Origin of the sequence: Hyphomonas pacifica, from assembly GCF_000682675.1 — a bacterium.
GTDB lineage: Bacteria > Pseudomonadota > Alphaproteobacteria > Caulobacterales > Hyphomonadaceae > Hyphomonas > Hyphomonas pacifica.
The window spans coordinates 113,847-129,461 of sequence record NZ_AWFA01000056.1 but is presented as its reverse complement, the minus strand read 5'-3'; the positions used below and the strand labels follow the sequence as shown (position 1 = coordinate 129,461).

At 59.3% G+C, this 15,615-nt stretch carries 26 protein-coding genes; 25 read left to right on the top strand and 1 reads right to left on the bottom strand.

Going from position 1 to position 15,615, the window contains the following annotated elements; translation table 11 throughout:
- Nucleotides 1-160: 160 nt before the first annotated feature.
- Nucleotides 161-1,483, bottom strand: a complete 1,323-nt coding sequence (locus tag HY2_RS14435; RefSeq protein WP_034828827.1) for a tetratricopeptide repeat protein — start codon at nt 1,481-1,483, stop codon at nt 161-163.
- A gap of 208 nt (nt 1,484-1,691) precedes the next feature.
- On the opposite strand from HY2_RS14435, the gene HY2_RS14430 reads away from it, so the two are divergent.
- The 25 genes from HY2_RS14430 (at nt 1,692) to rpsM (ending at nt 15,606) form a co-directional block, all read left to right on the top strand.
- Complete coding sequence (locus HY2_RS14430) at nt 1,692-3,377, top strand: alpha/beta fold hydrolase (protein WP_034828824.1); 1,686 nt, start codon at nt 1,692-1,694, stop codon at nt 3,375-3,377.
- A gap of 232 nt (nt 3,378-3,609) precedes the next feature.
- The gene (gene rpsJ, locus HY2_RS14425) at nt 3,610-3,930 is read left to right on the top strand and encodes a 30S ribosomal protein S10 (protein WP_034765807.1); all 321 of its coding nucleotides are present in this window, start codon (nt 3,610-3,612) and stop codon (nt 3,928-3,930) included.
- Nucleotides 3,930-4,709, top strand: a complete 780-nt coding sequence (gene rplC / locus HY2_RS14420; protein WP_034828822.1) for a 50S ribosomal protein L3 — start codon at nt 3,930-3,932, stop codon at nt 4,707-4,709. The genes rpsJ and rplC overlap by 1 nt, the downstream gene beginning before the upstream one ends.
- Entirely contained in the window at nt 4,709-5,350 is a 642-nt protein-coding gene (gene rplD, locus HY2_RS14415; RefSeq protein WP_034828820.1) for a 50S ribosomal protein L4, read from the top strand. Before rplC ends, rplD begins: the two co-directional genes overlap by 1 nt.
- A gap of 2 nt (nt 5,351-5,352) precedes the next feature.
- On the top strand, nt 5,353-5,652 hold the full coding sequence (locus tag HY2_RS14410; RefSeq protein WP_034796986.1) for a 50S ribosomal protein L23: 300 nt from the start codon (nt 5,353-5,355) through the stop codon (nt 5,650-5,652).
- A gap of 16 nt (nt 5,653-5,668) precedes the next feature.
- Nucleotides 5,669-6,499, top strand: a complete 831-nt coding sequence (gene rplB / locus HY2_RS14405; protein WP_034828818.1) for a 50S ribosomal protein L2 — start codon at nt 5,669-5,671, stop codon at nt 6,497-6,499.
- Nucleotides 6,500-6,514: 15 nt separating this feature from the next.
- On the top strand, nt 6,515-6,793 hold the full coding sequence (rpsS, locus tag HY2_RS14400; protein ID WP_034828816.1) for a 30S ribosomal protein S19: 279 nt from the start codon (nt 6,515-6,517) through the stop codon (nt 6,791-6,793).
- A 3-nt stretch (nt 6,794-6,796) separates the two neighbouring features.
- Nucleotides 6,797-7,186, top strand: a complete 390-nt coding sequence (gene rplV / locus HY2_RS14395) for a 50S ribosomal protein L22 (protein WP_034796990.1) — start codon at nt 6,797-6,799, stop codon at nt 7,184-7,186.
- Nucleotides 7,186-7,923 (top strand): 30S ribosomal protein S3, encoded by a 738-nt coding sequence (gene rpsC, locus HY2_RS14390; protein ID WP_034828814.1) that lies wholly within the window; start codon nt 7,186-7,188, stop codon nt 7,921-7,923. Before rplV ends, rpsC begins: the two co-directional genes overlap by 1 nt.
- A 3-nt stretch (nt 7,924-7,926) precedes the next feature.
- A complete protein-coding gene (rplP, locus tag HY2_RS14385) occupies nt 7,927-8,343 on the top strand; it encodes a 50S ribosomal protein L16 (RefSeq protein WP_034796994.1) in 417 nt (138 codons plus the stop codon).
- A 2-nt stretch (nt 8,344-8,345) separates the two neighbouring features.
- Nucleotides 8,346-8,546, top strand: coding sequence for a 50S ribosomal protein L29 (gene rpmC / locus HY2_RS14380; RefSeq protein ID WP_034796996.1), 201 nt, complete (start codon nt 8,346-8,348; stop codon nt 8,544-8,546).
- A 10-nt stretch (nt 8,547-8,556) separates the two neighbouring features.
- Entirely contained in the window at nt 8,557-8,802 is a 246-nt protein-coding gene (gene rpsQ / locus HY2_RS14375) for a 30S ribosomal protein S17 (RefSeq protein ID WP_034828812.1), read from the top strand.
- Nucleotides 8,799-9,167, top strand: a complete 369-nt coding sequence (gene rplN / locus HY2_RS14370) for a 50S ribosomal protein L14 (protein WP_027836773.1) — start codon at nt 8,799-8,801, stop codon at nt 9,165-9,167. The genes rpsQ and rplN overlap by 4 nt, the downstream gene beginning before the upstream one ends.
- Before the next feature lies 1 nt (nt 9,168).
- Nucleotides 9,169-9,486, top strand: coding sequence for a 50S ribosomal protein L24 (gene rplX / locus HY2_RS14365; RefSeq protein WP_034797001.1), 318 nt, complete (start codon nt 9,169-9,171; stop codon nt 9,484-9,486).
- Nucleotides 9,479-10,033, top strand: coding sequence for a 50S ribosomal protein L5 (gene rplE / locus HY2_RS14360; RefSeq protein WP_034828810.1), 555 nt, complete (start codon nt 9,479-9,481; stop codon nt 10,031-10,033). The genes rplX and rplE overlap by 8 nt, the downstream gene beginning before the upstream one ends.
- A 19-nt stretch (nt 10,034-10,052) precedes the next feature.
- Nucleotides 10,053-10,358, top strand: a complete 306-nt coding sequence (gene rpsN, locus HY2_RS14355) for a 30S ribosomal protein S14 (RefSeq protein ID WP_034828808.1) — start codon at nt 10,053-10,055, stop codon at nt 10,356-10,358.
- An 18-nt stretch (nt 10,359-10,376) separates the two neighbouring features.
- Nucleotides 10,377-10,772 (top strand): 30S ribosomal protein S8, encoded by a 396-nt coding sequence (gene rpsH / locus HY2_RS14350; RefSeq protein ID WP_034797005.1) that lies wholly within the window; start codon nt 10,377-10,379, stop codon nt 10,770-10,772.
- Between the two features lie 10 nt (nt 10,773-10,782).
- The gene (gene rplF, locus HY2_RS14345; protein WP_034828806.1) at nt 10,783-11,394 is read left to right on the top strand and encodes a 50S ribosomal protein L6; all 612 of its coding nucleotides are present in this window, start codon (nt 10,783-10,785) and stop codon (nt 11,392-11,394) included.
- A 4-nt stretch (nt 11,395-11,398) separates the two neighbouring features.
- Nucleotides 11,399-11,761: a 50S ribosomal protein L18 gene (gene rplR, locus HY2_RS14340; RefSeq protein ID WP_034828804.1), complete on the top strand. Its 363-nt coding sequence runs from the start codon at nt 11,399-11,401 to the stop codon at nt 11,759-11,761.
- 11 nt (nt 11,762-11,772) lie between these two features.
- Nucleotides 11,773-12,354, top strand: coding sequence for a 30S ribosomal protein S5 (gene rpsE / locus HY2_RS14335; RefSeq protein ID WP_034828802.1), 582 nt, complete (start codon nt 11,773-11,775; stop codon nt 12,352-12,354).
- Between the two features lie 14 nt (nt 12,355-12,368).
- Entirely contained in the window at nt 12,369-12,554 is a 186-nt protein-coding gene (rpmD, locus tag HY2_RS14330) for a 50S ribosomal protein L30 (RefSeq protein ID WP_034797017.1), read from the top strand.
- Nucleotides 12,555-12,595: 41 nt separating this feature from the next.
- A complete protein-coding gene (rplO, locus tag HY2_RS14325) occupies nt 12,596-13,075 on the top strand; it encodes a 50S ribosomal protein L15 (protein WP_034828800.1) in 480 nt (159 codons plus the stop codon).
- Nucleotides 13,076-13,164: 89 nt separating this feature from the next.
- Entirely contained in the window at nt 13,165-14,523 is a 1,359-nt protein-coding gene (secY, locus tag HY2_RS14320) for a preprotein translocase subunit SecY (protein ID WP_034828798.1), read from the top strand.
- Nucleotides 14,520-15,089: an adenylate kinase gene (locus tag HY2_RS14315; protein ID WP_034828796.1), complete on the top strand. Its 570-nt coding sequence runs from the start codon at nt 14,520-14,522 to the stop codon at nt 15,087-15,089. The genes secY and HY2_RS14315 overlap by 4 nt, the downstream gene beginning before the upstream one ends.
- A gap of 148 nt (nt 15,090-15,237) precedes the next feature.
- Nucleotides 15,238-15,606 carry a 30S ribosomal protein S13 gene (gene rpsM / locus HY2_RS14310; protein WP_034828794.1) on the top strand — a complete coding sequence of 123 codons (369 nt, stop codon included), beginning with the start codon at nt 15,238-15,240 and terminating at the stop codon, nt 15,604-15,606.
- Nucleotides 15,607-15,615: the final 9 nt, after the last annotated feature.

Below are 15,615 nucleotides of genomic sequence, written 5' to 3'. Positions count from 1 at the left end.
GAAAGGCCGCCCCAAAAGGGCGGCCTTTTTGCTGTGCGCAATAAAGGTTGATTGCCGGGCCGTATTTGTCCGTAGGCGGTAAAGCGGGACGAGCATGAAAACGCCCACCTGCCGTTAAGACAGGTGAGCGCCGGGGAGTCTGCCGTGAGACGTGCCTGACTTACTGGCAGATTGTCCTGTTCGCGTTTCCATTCATGGTGCAGTGAGCATAGCGGTATTTCTCCCGCGTCTGGGCCGCCGCATCGGTTGCGCTGAGCATCGGCTTTGAGCCAAGCGACGGGCCGCGTTCGATCGGCCGATAGCTGGACGTATTGGCGCGGGCGGCATTGAAGCGCTGATTGGCGGATCTGATGGTCTGCATGTCTGCGGCCCAGGAATCATATTCGCCGGAGACGGCAATGCCGCGGCGGCGCATCTCTGCCTTCACGACCCCGCCGGGGCCTTTGCTGTCAAACCAGAGTTCGAGAACTTTGAGGTCATAATCATCTACATCGCCCATGCGGCCAGCGGCAGAGGCGGCGTTGACGGCTTTCGCGGCCCAGTCGCTGGATTTGTAGACCGAGACGGCGGTGGCAACCGCGCCATTATAGTCTCCAGCGTTCAGCATGGCGGATATTTCCGCCTCGCGGGCGGCCTGTTTGGCGTTCCATTCGGCCCATTCATCCAGCCAGGATTTCAGATCCTTCGCCGCGCCGCAGCCGATCTCATTGCCGAGCTGGCAGGCCTTGTCATACTGGGTGTAGGCGCGCTCATAATCGCCAATGCTGTGATAGATGCCGCCAAGGTTCGCGCAGGATTCCTCGACACCGGCCTCGCAATTGATCGCCGTCATCTTCAGCGCCTTTTCGGCATTGAAGGCGGGCGAATCCGGCTTGGCATACATGATTTCCCCGATGACGCAGAAATAGGGTTCGCCCGTTACATCACAGGCCTGCTCTGCCAGCGGCGCGGCGCGGACGGGGTCGACATGGCCTGGATCCTTGCCTTTACGGCCATCATAGAAGATCTCTGCGCCCCATTGGCAGGCCTTCAAGGACTGGTTGGCGCAGCCCTTTTCGAAGGCCGTGAGAAGACGGGGCATATCTTGCTCGCCTTTTTCCGCCGTGCGCAGGATGGCGAATGTGGCGCTGCAGGCCTCTTCATGGCCCATCGTGCAGGCCTTTTCGTAAAGCGAGATGCCACGCGCAGGATCGGCGGCAATCCCTTCGACGCCATAACGATACATTCTGGCGGTATAGAAGCAGCCATCCGGAATGCCGAGGTCACACGCCTTGATGAAAAGCTCGGCGGCTTTCGGCTTGCTCAGCGGCAAGCCTTTACTGCCATTGGCATAGTCCGCGCCGGCATAGAAACAGGCCTCGGCCCCGCCTTTAGAGCAGGCGATCTCATTCGTTGAAACGATTTCCTGCGCTGACGCGCCGGGCAGGGCCAGCAGCGCAAAGGCGGAGAGCCCCATGGAGGTGAGGAAGGAAGGTATCTTCATGCGGGATTCTTTCCTGTGTGTGGCCTTGTCCTTTGGCCGGATCCCCACCCAGCCTGCGATGAGGGCAGATTAGGCGAACGGCCCGTCTCAGACATGCCCCGCGGGGGTTATGCGCAAAGATTTTCAGGAAATTGCCGAAAGCCTTGCTGTCCCCAATCAGCCTTCTAGAATGAACTTCCATTCCACAGCAGCGTGTTGCCGAATCTGTATGTCCCACACCAACCGCTATTTCGACATGCTGGGCGCTGCCTATGAAGTGCCCTCGCAAACGGAGCGCTTCGATGTGTTTCTGGGCGCGGCCATGGCCTATTTCTTTGAGGAGAGGGACAATGTCGCGCTGGCAGAAGATGTGCCGCGCCATCATGGCGATGATGACATGCTGGACACGCATGGTGCACGCATCAGCAAGCTGATCGAGGAAGCATCACGCCGCGAAAGTTCTCATGATGAGCGCTTCCATGCGATTCTGGAAGTTTCCGCGCGGACCGGGCAGGTGACAGGCAATGCCGCCGCCGCGCAGCTGACCGGGCAGGAATTTCCCTGCGCGCTGGACGAGCTGCCGCTGGACCCGTCTGCGCTGGGGGAGATCCGCAAGACACTGAGGGCCGCCGCGCATCAGGCGCAGGACCGGATCATTCTGGCGAATGTGGAGGCGACACAGATTCGCGCCTGCCTTGCGCTGATCCAGAGGCCCAAGGATGTTGCCGATCAGGTGCATGTCTCGCTGTCTTATATTGACTGGTCACCGGCCCTGATGACGCGCCTTGGCGAGGCATTCGGCCTGACGACCAGCGAAAGCGAAGTGCTGGAAGGCTTTCTGGCCAATCTCAGCCAGAAGCAAATTGCCGATCAGCGTGGCCGGGCGGTGGAGACGATCAAGGGGCAGGCCAAGAGCATTCTGCGCAAGACGGGCTGCGCTCGGATGTCGGATGTGGTGCAGCTGTGCGCCAGCATCGCCTTTCTGATGCGGCAGTTGCCGGAGCAGCTGAATCCGCCCAGCGCGGAAGTGTGGATGACGCCGAAGGCGGGCCTCTCCCAATTGCCGCGCCCCGGCGGGCGGACGCTCGCTTGGTATCGGGTGGGCCGCGGCGAGAAGATCATCCTGTTCATTCATGGCTATATTCAGGGCCCGTTCTTCACGCCGGAATTCCTGAGACGGCTGGCGGCGGAGAACATTACGCTGATCGCGCCGTCGCGGCCGGGCTATGGCTATACGAGCCCGAGCCGGACCCGGGCGGACTTCGATGCCGTGACGGTGGAGGACGCGGTTGCCCTGGTGGAGCATCTGGGACTGGAACGGGTGCGCCTGTGTGTGCATCAGGGCGGATCGTCCCACGGGTTCCGGATCGCGCGGGCGCTTGGCGAGCGGATGGGGGAGATGCTGGTGATTGGCGGGGGCATCCCGATTGATGAGACGAAGCATCTGTCTCATATGGACCCGCAGACCCGGTTTGCGGCCATGGCCACGCGCCATGCCCCCTCGATCATGAAGATGGTCATGTCGGTCGGCTTGCCGGTCTATCGGCGGCGCGGCACGAAGGCCTTCCTGAAGGCGCAATTCGTGCGCTCTCCGATGGACCTGGAGACACTGTCGGATCCGATTCTCATGAAGGTACAGGCCGAGGGGCTGTATCATGCGGTGGAGCAGGGGGCCGAGGCCTGGATTCGCGATGGTTCAGCGGCAATGGCGGACTGGTCAGACGATCTGGAGGCGGTGACGGCCCGGCAGGTCTGGTTGCAGGCGGGCGACGACACGATCATCAATGCCGAACATGTGGCCGCGCACATGGCGCACCGGCCGAATGTGGCGTTTCATATCCTGAAGGGCCATGCAGTGAATGTGCTGCACACGGCGGTGGATGAGGTGTGCACCGCGCTGGCCGGACTGTCCTAGGGAAATGACCACAGGCGGGCGCGGCGCAAACCTGTGAATCTTTTGTGCAGATTCCTCAGGCGAGTCAGTTGACGTGGGCGTGTTCATCCCATAAACCCCCGAATTCGCCGGGATGGCAGCGCTTTAGATAGCGAACGCTCCCTCGAAACAGACAATTTAATCCCACGTAACGCCCTGGGGCCTGGCTGGCTCTGTTGGGGCTAACGTGTTTTGTGCGGACGGACCGAGAACGATGGAACGACAGAATATCCGGATCAGGCTAAAGGCCTTCGATCACCGCGCCCTCGACATGTCGGCGAAAGAGATTGTGAACACGGCGAAGCGCACCGGCGCTGAAGTCAAAGGTCCGATCCCGCTGCCGACCCGTATCGAGCGCTTCACCGTGAACCGCTCTCCCCATATCGACAAGAAGTCGCGCGAGCAGTTTGAAATCCGTACCCATAAGCGGATCCTCGACATTGTAGACCCAACCCCGCAGACGGTTGATGCTCTCATGAAGCTCGACCTGTCTTCCGGCGTTGGTATCGAGATCAAACTTGAGGGAGGCCGCTAATGGCTCTGCCAGCACCCCGTTCTGGCGTGCTTGCCCGTAAAGTTGGCATGACACGTGTATTCGACGAGAATGGTCGCCACATCCCGGTGACGGTTCTCTCCCTTGACGGCTGTCAGGTTGTCGGCGTGCGCACGGAAGACGAGCGCACCGTCACCACGAAGAAGGGCGGGGAAGTGACCCGCACAGACGGCTACAAGGCTGTGATCCTCGGCATTGGCGAGAAGAAGGCAAAGCGCACCTCCAAGGCTCTGCGCGGCCAGTTCGCAAAAGCCGGTGTTGCACCGAAGCGCAAACTGAAAGAATTCCGCGTCTCTGGCGACCTGCCGGAAGTTGGCGCTGAGGTTCAGGCTGACCACTTCGTTGCAGGCCAGAAGGTCGACATTGCCGGCATCACGATCGGTAAGGGCTTTGCCGGTGCGATGAAGCGCTGGAACTTCGGTGGTCTGCGCGCGACGCACGGTGTGTCCATCTCCCACCGTTCTCACGGTTCGACCGGTATGAACCAGGATCCGGGCCGTGTTTTCAAGAACAAGAAAATGGCTGGCCATTACGGCGTTGAGCGCGTCACGACCCAGAACCTGGAAGTCGTCCGCACCGACGTTGAGCGTGGCCTGATCCTGGTCAAGGGCGCTGTGCCTGGCCATGACGGCAGCTATGTCGAAGTGCGTGACGCCGTGAAGAAAGCTCTTCCGGCAGAGGCTCCGGCAGCAGGCTCCTTCAAGGCAGCAGGCGCGGCAGACGCTCCGGCCGCTGAAGCAACTCAAGAGGGTGCTGAATAATGGAACTCGCAGTCAAAACCCTTGCCGGGAAAGCGGCTGGAAACATCACGGTCGATGATGCCATTTTTGGCATCGAAGATATCCGTGGTGATATCCTCCAGCGCACGATCCGCTGGCAGCTGGCCAAACGCCAGGCTGGTACGCACAAGACGCAAACGCGCGGCGAAGTCAGCCGTACGACGAAGAAGTACATCCGCCAGAAAGGCTCCGGCGGCGCACGTCACGGCTCCCGTAACGCGCCGATCTTCGTTGGCGGTTCCGTCGCACACGGCCCGAAAGTCCGCAGCCACGCCCACGATCTTCCGAAAAAGATCCGCAAGATGGCTCTGGCTCACGCCCTGTCGTCCAAGATGAAGGAAGACGCGATCATCGTGCTTGATGAGGCCGTCATGTCCGCTCCGAAGACGAAAGAACTGGTCAGCCAGTTCGCGGGTCTCGGCATCGAGAACGCCCTGATCATCTCCGGTATCTCCGTGGATGAGAATTTCGCCAAGGCTGCCCGCAACATCCCGAACGTGGACGTGCTGCCGGTCGCAGGTCTGAATGTCTATGACATCCTGCGCCGCAAGAAGCTCGTCATCACCAAGGAAGCGGCTGAAGGCATCAAGGCCCGTTTCGACGGCGCGAAGGAGGCTAAATAATCATGGCCGACGTTAAACCGCATCACTACGACATTATCCGCCGTCCGCTGATCACTGAAAAAGCGACGCTGGTTGCTGAAGAAAACAAGATTGTTTTCGAAGTGGCTCCCGACGCGGACAAGAAAGCGATCAAAGAGGCTGTCGAAGCCCTCTTCAAGGTCGAAGTAACCAAGGTCAACACCCTGGTCCAGAAGGGCAAGACGAAGCGTTTTCGTGGTTTCGAAGGTCGCCGCAACGACCTGAAGAAAGCCATCGTCACGCTCGCCGAAGGCCAGTCTGTCGACATCACGACGGGCCTGTAGGGGAAGGACGAGAATTATGGCACTTAAGACTTTCAACCCGACCTCTCCCGGACGCCGCCAGCTGGTGCTGGTGGACAAGTCCGACCTTCACAAGGGCAAGCCCGTCAAGGCGCTGACCGAAGGTCTGACGAAATCCGGCGGACGCAACAACAAGGGCCGCATCACGTCCCGTCACATTGGTGGTGGCGCCAAGAAGCTGTACCGCAAGGTCGACTTCAAGCGTAACCGCTGGGATGTGCCGGCGACTGTCGAGCGCCTGGAATACGATCCGAACCGCACGGCCTTCATCGCACTGATCAAGTATGAAGACGGCCTGCTGTCCTACATCATCGCGCCGCAGCGCCTTGAAGTCGGTGACACGGTGATCACGTCCAAAACCGCCGACATCAAGCCGGGCAACACCCTGCCGCTGAAAAACATCCCGGTGGGTACGATCATTCACAACATCGAGCTGAAGCCTCAAAAAGGCGCTCAGATGGTCCGCTCCGCCGGTACCTATGCTCAGCTCGTTGGCCGCGACGGTGGCTACGCCCAGATCAAGCTGACCTCCGGTGAGCTGCGCATGGTTCTGGATAGCTGCCTGGCAACCATCGGTGCTGTGTCCAACCCGGACAATATGAACCAGGTTCTCTCCAAGGCTGGCCGCAAGCGTCACATGGGCAAGCGCCCGTCTGTCCGCGGTGTTGTCATGAACCCGGTCGACCACCCGCACGGTGGTGGTGAAGGCAAGTCTTCCGGTGGCCGTCACCCGGTTACGCCGTGGGGTAAGAAAACCCGCGGTCCGAAGACCCGTAAAAACAAGGCTACGGATCGTCTGATCATCCGTCGCCGCAACGCGAAACGCTAAGAGGAGCCGCAAGACATGCCACGTTCTGTCTGGAAAGGCCCGTTCGTAGACGGCTATCTGCTCAAGAAAGCAGAAGATGCACGCGCCTCCGAAAAGCGCGTCGTGATCAAGACCTGGTCGCGCCGTTCCACGATCCTGCCTAACTTTGTCGGCCTGAACTTCCAGGTCCACAATGGCAACAAATTCATCCCGGTTACCGTTTCCGAGGAAATGGTGGGTCACAAGTTCGGTGAATTCGCACCGACCCGTACCTACTATGGCCACGGTGCGGACAAGAAAGCGAAGAGGAAGTAAGCCATGAGTAAGGCCAAGAATCCTCCGAAGCAGGCGTCGAACGAATCCCGCGCCGTGCTGCGCATGTACCGCTCCAGCCCGCAGAAGCTGAACCTCCTGGCTCAGCAAATCCGCGGTCTGCCGGTCGAGCGCGCACTGGCCGAGCTGCAGTTCTCTCCGAAGCGTCCTGCCAAGGACGTTCGCAAGCTGCTGCAAAGCGCCATCGCCAACGCCGAGAACAATCACGGTCTCGACATTGACAGCCTGGTCGTTGCGGAAGCGCACGTCGGCAAGAACCTTGTCATGAAGCGTATTCGTGCCCGCGCCCGCGGCCGCGCTGCGCGCATCGTGAAGCCATTCTCGCAGTTGACCATCGTCCTGCGTGACACCTCAGTTGAAGCGGAGGCCGCATAATGGGTCAGAAAGTAAATCCGATCGGCCTGCGTCTTGGTATCAACCGGACGTCTGACAGCCGCTGGTATGCCGACACGGCCGACTTTGGCCGTCTGCTGCATGAGGACATTGCGATCCGCAAGGAAATCCGCAAGCGCCTCAAGCAGGCAGGCATCTCCAAGATCATCATCGAGCGCCCGCACAAGAAATGCCTCATCACGATCCACACGGCTCGCCCGGGTCTCGTGATCGGCAAGAAGGGCGGGGACATCGAAGCCCTGCGCAAAGATCTGTCCAAGATGACGGACGACGAAGTTCGCGTGAACCTGGTCGAGATCCGCAAGCCGGAAATCGATGCCACGCTGATCGCTGACGACATTGCCCGCCAGCTTGAGCGCCGCGCCTCGTTCCGCCGTACCATGAAGCGGGCCATCCAGTCCGCCATGCGTCTGGGCGCCGACGGTGTGAAGATCATGGTGTCCGGCCGTCTTGGCGGTGCAGAGATCGCCCGTACCGAGAAATATGCAGAGGGTTCCGTTCCGCTGCACACGCTGCGCGCCGACATTGATTACGGCACCGCAGAAGCCGAAACCACCTACGGCATCATCGGGATCAAGGTCTGGGTCTACAAAGGCGAGATCATGGAGCACGACCCGATGGCTCAGGACAAGCGTCTGGAATCTTCCGGCCAGTCCCGTGCCCGTGCCAATGCAAACCAGCGCGGACCGGCCACCGGTTCGCAAGCCGCCGGAGCGTAAGTCATGCGTCAACCGAAGCGAACAAAATTCCGTAAGGCCTTCAAGGGCCAGATCCGTGGCAACGCCAAGGGCGGTTTCTCGCTGGCTTTCGGCGAGTTCGGCCTGAAGGCTCTGGAGCCCGAGCGTGTTACCGCACGCCAGATCGAGGCAACCCGCCGTGCCGTAACGCGCCACATGAAGCGTCAGGGCAAGGTGTGGATCCGCGTATTCCCGGATCTGCCTGTGTCTGCCAAGCCGATTGAAGTCCGGATGGGTAAAGGTAAAGGCTCTGTCGACCGTTGGGTCGCCCGCGTCGCACCTGGCCGCATCCTGTTCGAGATCGACGGCGTGCCTGAGGATGTCGCCCGTGAAGCCCTGCGTCTCGGCGCAGCCAAGCTTCCGATCAAGACGAAAGTCGTCAAGCGGATTGAGGGTATCTGATCATGAAAGCCCAGGATGTAAGAACGAAAAGCGTCGATCAGCTCAAGGACGAGCTGATCAAGCTGAAGAAAGAGCAGTTCAACCTGCGCTTCCAGACAGCCACCGGCCAGCTGGAAAAAACGGCCCGGGTGAAGGAAGTTCGCCGCGACATCGCGCGCGTCAAGACGATCCTTCGCGAAAAAGCCGAAGCAGGTCAGGCGTAGGAGAGAGATCATGCCAAAACGTGTAATGGAAGGCGTCGTGGTCTCTGCCAAGCAGAACAAGACAGCCATCGTCCGCGTCGAACGTACCTTCACCCACCCGGTGATGAAAAAGATCGTTCGTCGCTCCAAGAAGTATCATGCCCACGACGAAGCGAATGCTGCTGTTGAGGGTCAAACCGTAACGATCCAGGAGTGCCTGCCGCACTCCAAGCTGAAACGCTGGGAGCTTGTCTCCGGCGGGGAAGGTGACGCATGATCCAGATGCAATCAAACCTTCGCGTCGCCGACAATTCCGGCGCACGCCGCGTCCAGTGCATCAAGGTGCTGGGTGGCGCGGGACGCCGTTATGCGTCTGTCGGTGACGTGATCGTCGTGTCCGTGAAGGAAGCCATTCCTACGGGCCGCGTGAAGAAGGGTGACGTCCGCAAGGCTGTCGTCGTTCGCGTGGCAAAGGACATCAACCGCCCGGATGGCACGACCATCCGTTTCGACACCAATGCTGCCGTTCTCATCAATAATAATGGTGAGCCGATCGGCACCCGCGTCTTTGGCCCGGTCCCGCGTGAACTGCGCGGCAAGAACCAGGTCAAAATCGCGAACATGGCCCCGGAGGTCCTGTAAGATGGCTGCGAAGATCAAAAAAGGCGACACGGTTGTCGTGATCGCCGGCCGTGACAAGGGCACCAAAGGTGAGGTCCTGAAGGTTCTCGTCGACGAAAACCGCGTTGTTGTGCGCGGCGTGAACGTCGTCAAGCGCCACCAGAAGCCGAACCAGATGGACCCGGGCGGCATTAAGACGTTCGAAGCACCGATCCACGTCTCCAACGTGGCGCACGCCGATCCGCGTGACGGCAAAGCGGTGCGTGTTGGTTTTAAAGTTGACGAGCATGGCCGCAAGACGCGCTTTGCCAAACGTTCAGGGGAGTCCATCGATGTCTGATGCATACGAACCCCGTCTCAAGAAGAAGTACCGCGAAGAGATCCGCGCGAAACTTCAGGAGCAGTTCAACTATTCGAACCCGATGAAGGTTCCGAAGCTGGACAAGGTCGTGATCAATATGGGTGTTGGCGAAGCTGTTGCCGACTCCAAGAAGATCAAGGCTGCGCTGGCTGAACTCGAGCTTATCGCTGGCCAGAAGCCGGTCGCAACCAAGGCCCGCAAGTCGATTGCCGGTTTCAAGGTTCGCGAAGGCATGCTGATCGGCTGTAAGGTCACCCTGCGCCGTGAGCGCATGTACGAGTTCCTGGACCGTCTGACCAACATCGCCCTGCCGCGCGTGAAAGACTTCCGTGGTCTGAACGGCAAGAGCTTTGACGGTCGTGGCAACTACGCCATGGGTCTGAAAGAACACATCGTTTTCCCGGAGATCAATTACGATCAGGTGGAAGATATTCGCGGTATGGACATCATCGTCTGCACCACGGCTGAAACCAACGAAGAAGCCAAGGCACTCCTCGCCGAGTGTGGCTTCCCGTTCCGGAACTAGCGCCAGGAGATCTGCTGATATGGCAAAGAAGAGCGCAATCGAGAAGAACAAGAAGCGCAAGCAGCTTGTCGACAAGTACGCCGCGAAGCGTGCCGAGCTGAAGGCGATCGCCATGAATGAGGATCTTCCGCTGGAAGAACGCTTCAAGGCCCGTCTGAAACTCGCAGAGCTTCCGCGTAACTCGGCTCCGAACCGCGTGCGTAATCGCTGTGAAGTAACCGGGCGTCCGCGCGGTTACTATCGCAAACTCAAAATGTCGCGGATCGCGCTGCGCGAGCTTGGCTCGAACGGTCAAATCCCCGGCCTTGTTAAGTCCAGCTGGTAGAGAGGGAGGATATCAAAGATGAACATTTCTGATCCCCTCGGTGATATGCTGACACGCATCCGGAACGCCCAGATGCGCGGCATGTCTAAGGTTGTCACCCCGTCTTCCAAGCTTCGCGTTCGCGTGCTGGACGTCCTCATCGAAGAGGGCTTCATCCGCGGCTACACCGAAGTCGAAAAAGACGGTCACAAGAATATTGAAATCGAGCTGAAGTACTATGAAGGCCAGCCGGTCATCTCGGAGATCAAACGTGTCTCCAAGCCGGGCCGCCGGGTGTACTCTTCCGTCTCTGACATTCCGCTTGTGCGCAATGGTCTGGGCATCTCCATCCTTTCGACTTCGAAAGGCGTGATGTCTGACAATGCCGCTCGCAGCCAGAATGTTGGTGGCGAAGTGCTCTGCCGGGTATTCTAGGAGAGCTATCATGTCACGTATTGGTAAACTCCCGATCACTGTTCCGAATGGCACGACCGTCACGGTCGAAGGCCAGACGGTTAAAGTGAAAGGCTCCAAGGGCGAACTGTCCATGGTGCTGTCCGATCTGATCACGCCGAAGTTCGAGAACAACGAACTGAGTGTGATGCCGCGCGAAGACCTCGTGAAGGCTGCAAATGAGCGTATCGAGGCTGAAAAAGCCCGCGGTCGCCGTCTGCCGACTTTCGCTGAAGCCCTGGACGCCCGCGCCCGTACGCAGTGGGGCACCGCACGTGCCAATGCTGCGAACATGGTGGAAGGTGTCTCCAACGGCTATTCGAAAACGCTTGAACTGGTCGGCGTCGGCTATCGTGCCCAAATGCAGGGTAACGATCTGAAACTCGCACTCGGCTTCTCGCACGACGTGATCTTCAAGGCCCCGGAAGGCATCAAGCTCGATGCGCCGAAGCCGACTGAAGTGATCGTCTCTGGTGCAGACAAGCAGGCCGTTGGCCAGACTGCTGCCAAGATCCGCGAATTCCGTCCACCTGAGCCGTATAAAGGCAAGGGTATCCGTTATCAGGGCGAATATGTCCGCCGTAAGGAAGGCAAGAAGAAGTAAGCCCATGAAAAGCTCACGCGAAAAGATGCTGCGCCGCGCCCAGCGCGTTCGTACAAAGCTCCGGAAGGTCGCCGAAGGCCGTCCGCGCCTGTCCGTTGCGCGCAGCCACAAGAATATCTCTGCCCAGATCATCGACGACGAAAAAGGCATTACGCTCGCTTCAGCATCTACGCTGGAGAAGGACGTGCTCGGGTCTGCAAAGACCGGTGCCGATACGGAAGCGGCTGCCCTGGTTGGCAAAGCGCTCGCAGAGCGTGCCAAGCAGGCTGGCGTTGAAGACGTAGTCTTTGATCGCGGCGGTTACATGTTCCACGGCCGGGTGAAAGCCCTGGCAGACGCCGCCCGTGAGGGCGGTCTCAAATTCTAAGGAGAGGCCCGATGGCTGAAGAAAGAGGAAGAGGCCGCCGTAATCGCGATCGCGACGAGGAGCAGTCCGACATCGTCGACAAGCTGGTTGGTATCAACCGCGTCGCAAAGACGGTTAAAGGTGGTAAGAATTTCGGTTTCGCTGCTCTGGTTGTCGTTGGCGACCAGAAAGGCCGCGCCGGTTTTGGCAAGGGCAAGGCCCGCGAAGTGCCGGAAGCGATCCGCAAGGCAACCGAAGAAGCCAAGCGCAACATGGTCCGCGTGCCGCTGCGCGAAGGCCGCACCCTGCACCATGACGGCAAAGGCCGTTGGGGCGCTGGTAAAGTGGTCCTGCGTGCAGCCCCTCCGGGTACCGGCGTTATTGCGGGTGGTCCGATGCGCGCTGTCATGGAAGTTCTGGGTGTCCAGGATGTCGTCGGCAAGTCCATCGGCTCCTCCAACCCCTACAACATGGTCCGCGCCACGTTCGACGCTCTGAAAGAGCAGGCAAGCCCCCGTACGGTGGCTTCCAAGCGTGGTCTCAAGGTTCAGGATGTCGTCGGTCGCCGTAATGACGGTGCATCCGAAGCCGGCATGGCTGACGTGACGAACTAGGGAAGGGCACACAGATGGCTAAGAGCACGCTTACTGTCCGCCAGGTTGGCAGCCCGATCGGCCGCAAGCCTGAGCAGCGCCAGACCCTGATGGGCCTCGGCCTGAACAAGGTCGGCCGGACCAAGGAACTCGAAGATACGCCAGCCGTGCGGGGCATGATCCGCAAGGTGGCTCACCTGGTTGAGGTTGTCGGCGAGTAATCGCCGCAATCCGCAGCCACACGATATCGAAAGATAGACCGATGAAACTGAACGAACTGTCTCCTGCTGAAGGCTCCACCAAGAACCGCATGCGCATTGGCCGCGGCGTCGGCTCGGGCAAGGGCAAGACGGGTGGCCGCGGTGTTAAAGGCCAGAAGGCCCGTTCCGGTGTTGCCGTGAACGGCTTCGAGGGCGGCCAGATGCCGATCTACATGCGTCTGCCGAAGCGTGGCTTCACGGCCCGCAACTCCAAGACGCACGCCTGGGTCAACCTTGGCCGTCTCGGCAAAGCCATCGAAGCTGGCAAGCTGGACGCCAAGAACGTGACCGAAGAGACTCTGGTCGCTGCCGGCCTGGTCCGCAACGTGCGCGATGGCGTGCGTCTGCTGGCAAAAGGTGACGCACCGAAGAATCTGAATATTACAGTGACAGGCGCCTCCAAAGCAGCCATTGAGGCTGTTGAGAAGGCTGGCGGTAAAGTGACCGTCACGGGCCCCGCGAAAGACGCAGCTGAAGAATAATCGGCGGTTTTTACCGGGTACCCCTTCACAAACTTTGTTTCGCCGCCGATTTAGGCGGCGAACGCTTTTTCAGGGAGGTCTAGCGGCCAATGGCAAATGCTGCTGAACAAATGGCTCGGAACATGAATTTTTCGAGCTTTGCGAAGGCCAAGGACCTGCAGGCGCGGATCCTCTTCACCCTCGGCATCCTGCTTCTTTACCGACTCGGTACTTTCATTCCGATTCCGGGCCTTGACCCCTCACAATATGCCAGCCTGTTCGAAAGCCAGTCCAACGGCATGTTGGGCTCCATGAACATGTTTGCCGGTGGCGCCGTTGAGCGGATGGGTATCTTCGCGCTCAACGTGATGCCCTACATCACGGCGTCCATTATCATCCAGATGCTGACGGCCACCTCTCCGACGCTTGAAAAGCTGAAGAAGGAAGGGGAGTCCGGACGCAAGCAAATCAACCAGTACACTCGTTATCTGACGCTTGGCTTTGCCCTTGTGCAGTCCTTTGCGATTGCCGGGGGCCTGGCCTCTGTTCGCATTGACGGCATTTCCGCACCCTTCTTTATTCTGACCGGCGTTGTGACGCTGACGGGCGGCACCATGCTGCTGATGTGGATGGGCGAGCAGATTACCGCGCGCGGTATCGGCAATGGCGTCTCGCTGATCATTTTTGCCGGGATTATTGCGGAGATGCCGAAAGCCATCTTCAACCTGATCTCCCAGGCGCGTACGACGTCTGTGAACGTGGCCTTTGTTATCGCAATTGCGGCCATGGTGATCGCGCTTGTCGTGTTCATCGTGTTCATGGAACGCTCGCAGCGCCGCCTGCTGATCCAGTATCCAAAACGCCAGCAGGCACATGGCTTCGCACAGGGCCAGAAGAGCTTCCTGCCGCTGAAGATCAACACGTCCGGCGTCATCCCGCCGATCTTTGCCTCTGCCTTGCTGATGCTGCCGCTGACGGCGGTTGGCTTCATGGGCGGCAATCCGGCCGATGCCGAGGCCTCCGGCGCCGTGAGCGGCGTTCTGGGCTGGTTGGCGACACATTTCGCGCCCGGCTCGTGGACCTATATCGGCTCGCAAGTCGTGCTGATCATGTTCTTCGCCTTCTTCTATACCTCCATCATGTTCAATCCGGAGGAAACGGCAGACAATCTGCGCAAGTATGGCGGCTTCATTCCAGGCATCCGCCCAGGCTCCAACACCGCCGCCTATATCGACTATGTGCTGACCCGCCTGACGACGATCGGGGCCCTGTATCTGACCTTTGTCTGTATTCTCCCCGAGCTCCTGCGGCGATATTTCCCAGAGATACCGTTCTATATCGGCGGTACTTCACTTCTGATCGTTGTGTCTGTTACGATGGACACAGTAACACAGATACAATCGCACATGATCGCCCATCAGTATGAAGGGATGATCAAGAAGTCGAAACTCGGGGGTCGTAAAAGATGAATCTCATTCTGTTCGGGCCGCCTGCGGCCGGGAAGGGCACGCAGGCAAAGCGCCTGGTAGAGGAGCGGGGCTATATCCAGCTCTCCACAGGCGACATGCTGCGCGCAGCCCGCGCATCAGGATCAGAGCTTGGGCAGAGAGTTGCCAAGATCATGGATGAGGGCGGTCTGGTCTCCGACGAGATCGTGATTGCCCTGATCGACGAACAGCTGACCGAAAAGGCCGGCGCACCGGGATTCATCTTTGATGGCTTTCCGCGCACGGTCGGCCAGGCGGAAGCCCTGGACCAACTGCTGGAATCCCGCGGCGAAGCCGTGGATCGCGTGATCCGTATGCTTGTTGATGATGACAAGCTGCTGTCACGTGTCACCAAGCGTTTTGAGGAGCAGGGGCGTAAGGACGACAACCCTGAAACCTTCTCCAAACGCCTGGAAAAATACTATGAGGATACTGCGCCCCTGGTGCCTATTTACGCAGAACGTGGTATACTTGTTGAAGTCGATGGAATGGGGACGATCGATGCTGTTGGTGCAGACATCGACGCGGCCCTGAAAGAGACGGCATAAAGCTGGGATTCCGCGGTTGACGCGTTAATTTCCATAGCTATAAGCCTCGTTTCTTAGCTTTTGGCTTAATCGCCGGCGCGCAAGGCGGAGCTTTCCGACTTGGCGCGCTCTTTATGTATGAACACAGTCCGCTTGAGGAGAACCGGCCTTGGCCCGTATTGCAGGCGTTAACATCCCGACCAACAAGCGCGTTGAAATCGCGCTGCGGTACATTCATGGCATCGGCCCGGCCATGGCGCGTGAAATCATCGAGAAGGTCGGTGTTGAGCCGGCACGTCGTGTGAACGAGCTGACGGATGCCGAAGTCATCAAGATCCGCGAAACCATCGATGCCGATTACATGGTAGAAGGTGACCTTCGCCGTGAGACCTCGATGAACATCAAGCGTCTGATGGACCTCGGTTGCTACCGTGGCCTCCGTCACCGCCGCAAACTTCCGGTTCGCGGCCAGCGTACCCACACAAATGCTCGTACCCGTAAGGGTCCGGCGAAGCCGATTGCCGGCAAGAAGAAATAGGATTGATCT

Excerpts from the sequence above, each read along its gene's own strand:
- HY2_RS14435 (WP_034828827.1), bottom strand. The coding sequence starts at position 1,483 with ATGAAGATACCTTCCTTCCTCACCTCCATGGGGCTCTCCGCCTTTGCG.
- HY2_RS14430 (WP_034828824.1), top strand. The coding sequence starts at position 1,692 with ATGTCCCACACCAACCGCTATTTCGACATGCTGGGCGCTGCCTATGAA.
- rpsJ (WP_034765807.1), top strand. The coding sequence starts at position 3,610 with ATGGAACGACAGAATATCCGGATCAGGCTAAAGGCCTTCGATCACCGC.
- rplC (WP_034828822.1), top strand. The coding sequence starts at position 3,930 with ATGGCTCTGCCAGCACCCCGTTCTGGCGTGCTTGCCCGTAAAGTTGGC.
- rplD (WP_034828820.1), top strand. The coding sequence starts at position 4,709 with ATGGAACTCGCAGTCAAAACCCTTGCCGGGAAAGCGGCTGGAAACATC.
- HY2_RS14410 (WP_034796986.1), top strand. The coding sequence starts at position 5,353 with ATGGCCGACGTTAAACCGCATCACTACGACATTATCCGCCGTCCGCTG.
- rplB (WP_034828818.1), top strand. The coding sequence starts at position 5,669 with ATGGCACTTAAGACTTTCAACCCGACCTCTCCCGGACGCCGCCAGCTG.
- rpsS (WP_034828816.1), top strand. The coding sequence starts at position 6,515 with ATGCCACGTTCTGTCTGGAAAGGCCCGTTCGTAGACGGCTATCTGCTC.
- rplV (WP_034796990.1), top strand. The coding sequence starts at position 6,797 with ATGAGTAAGGCCAAGAATCCTCCGAAGCAGGCGTCGAACGAATCCCGC.
- rpsC (WP_034828814.1), top strand. The coding sequence starts at position 7,186 with ATGGGTCAGAAAGTAAATCCGATCGGCCTGCGTCTTGGTATCAACCGG.
- rplP (WP_034796994.1), top strand. The coding sequence starts at position 7,927 with ATGCGTCAACCGAAGCGAACAAAATTCCGTAAGGCCTTCAAGGGCCAG.
- rpmC (WP_034796996.1), top strand. The coding sequence starts at position 8,346 with ATGAAAGCCCAGGATGTAAGAACGAAAAGCGTCGATCAGCTCAAGGAC.
- rpsQ (WP_034828812.1), top strand. The coding sequence starts at position 8,557 with ATGCCAAAACGTGTAATGGAAGGCGTCGTGGTCTCTGCCAAGCAGAAC.
- rplN (WP_027836773.1), top strand. The coding sequence starts at position 8,799 with ATGATCCAGATGCAATCAAACCTTCGCGTCGCCGACAATTCCGGCGCA.
- rplX (WP_034797001.1), top strand. The coding sequence starts at position 9,169 with ATGGCTGCGAAGATCAAAAAAGGCGACACGGTTGTCGTGATCGCCGGC.
- rplE (WP_034828810.1), top strand. The coding sequence starts at position 9,479 with ATGTCTGATGCATACGAACCCCGTCTCAAGAAGAAGTACCGCGAAGAG.
- rpsN (WP_034828808.1), top strand. The coding sequence starts at position 10,053 with ATGGCAAAGAAGAGCGCAATCGAGAAGAACAAGAAGCGCAAGCAGCTT.
- rpsH (WP_034797005.1), top strand. The coding sequence starts at position 10,377 with ATGAACATTTCTGATCCCCTCGGTGATATGCTGACACGCATCCGGAAC.
- rplF (WP_034828806.1), top strand. The coding sequence starts at position 10,783 with ATGTCACGTATTGGTAAACTCCCGATCACTGTTCCGAATGGCACGACC.
- rplR (WP_034828804.1), top strand. The coding sequence starts at position 11,399 with ATGAAAAGCTCACGCGAAAAGATGCTGCGCCGCGCCCAGCGCGTTCGT.
- rpsE (WP_034828802.1), top strand. The coding sequence starts at position 11,773 with ATGGCTGAAGAAAGAGGAAGAGGCCGCCGTAATCGCGATCGCGACGAG.
- rpmD (WP_034797017.1), top strand. The coding sequence starts at position 12,369 with ATGGCTAAGAGCACGCTTACTGTCCGCCAGGTTGGCAGCCCGATCGGC.
- rplO (WP_034828800.1), top strand. The coding sequence starts at position 12,596 with ATGAAACTGAACGAACTGTCTCCTGCTGAAGGCTCCACCAAGAACCGC.
- secY (WP_034828798.1), top strand. The coding sequence starts at position 13,165 with ATGGCAAATGCTGCTGAACAAATGGCTCGGAACATGAATTTTTCGAGC.
- HY2_RS14315 (WP_034828796.1), top strand. The coding sequence starts at position 14,520 with ATGAATCTCATTCTGTTCGGGCCGCCTGCGGCCGGGAAGGGCACGCAG.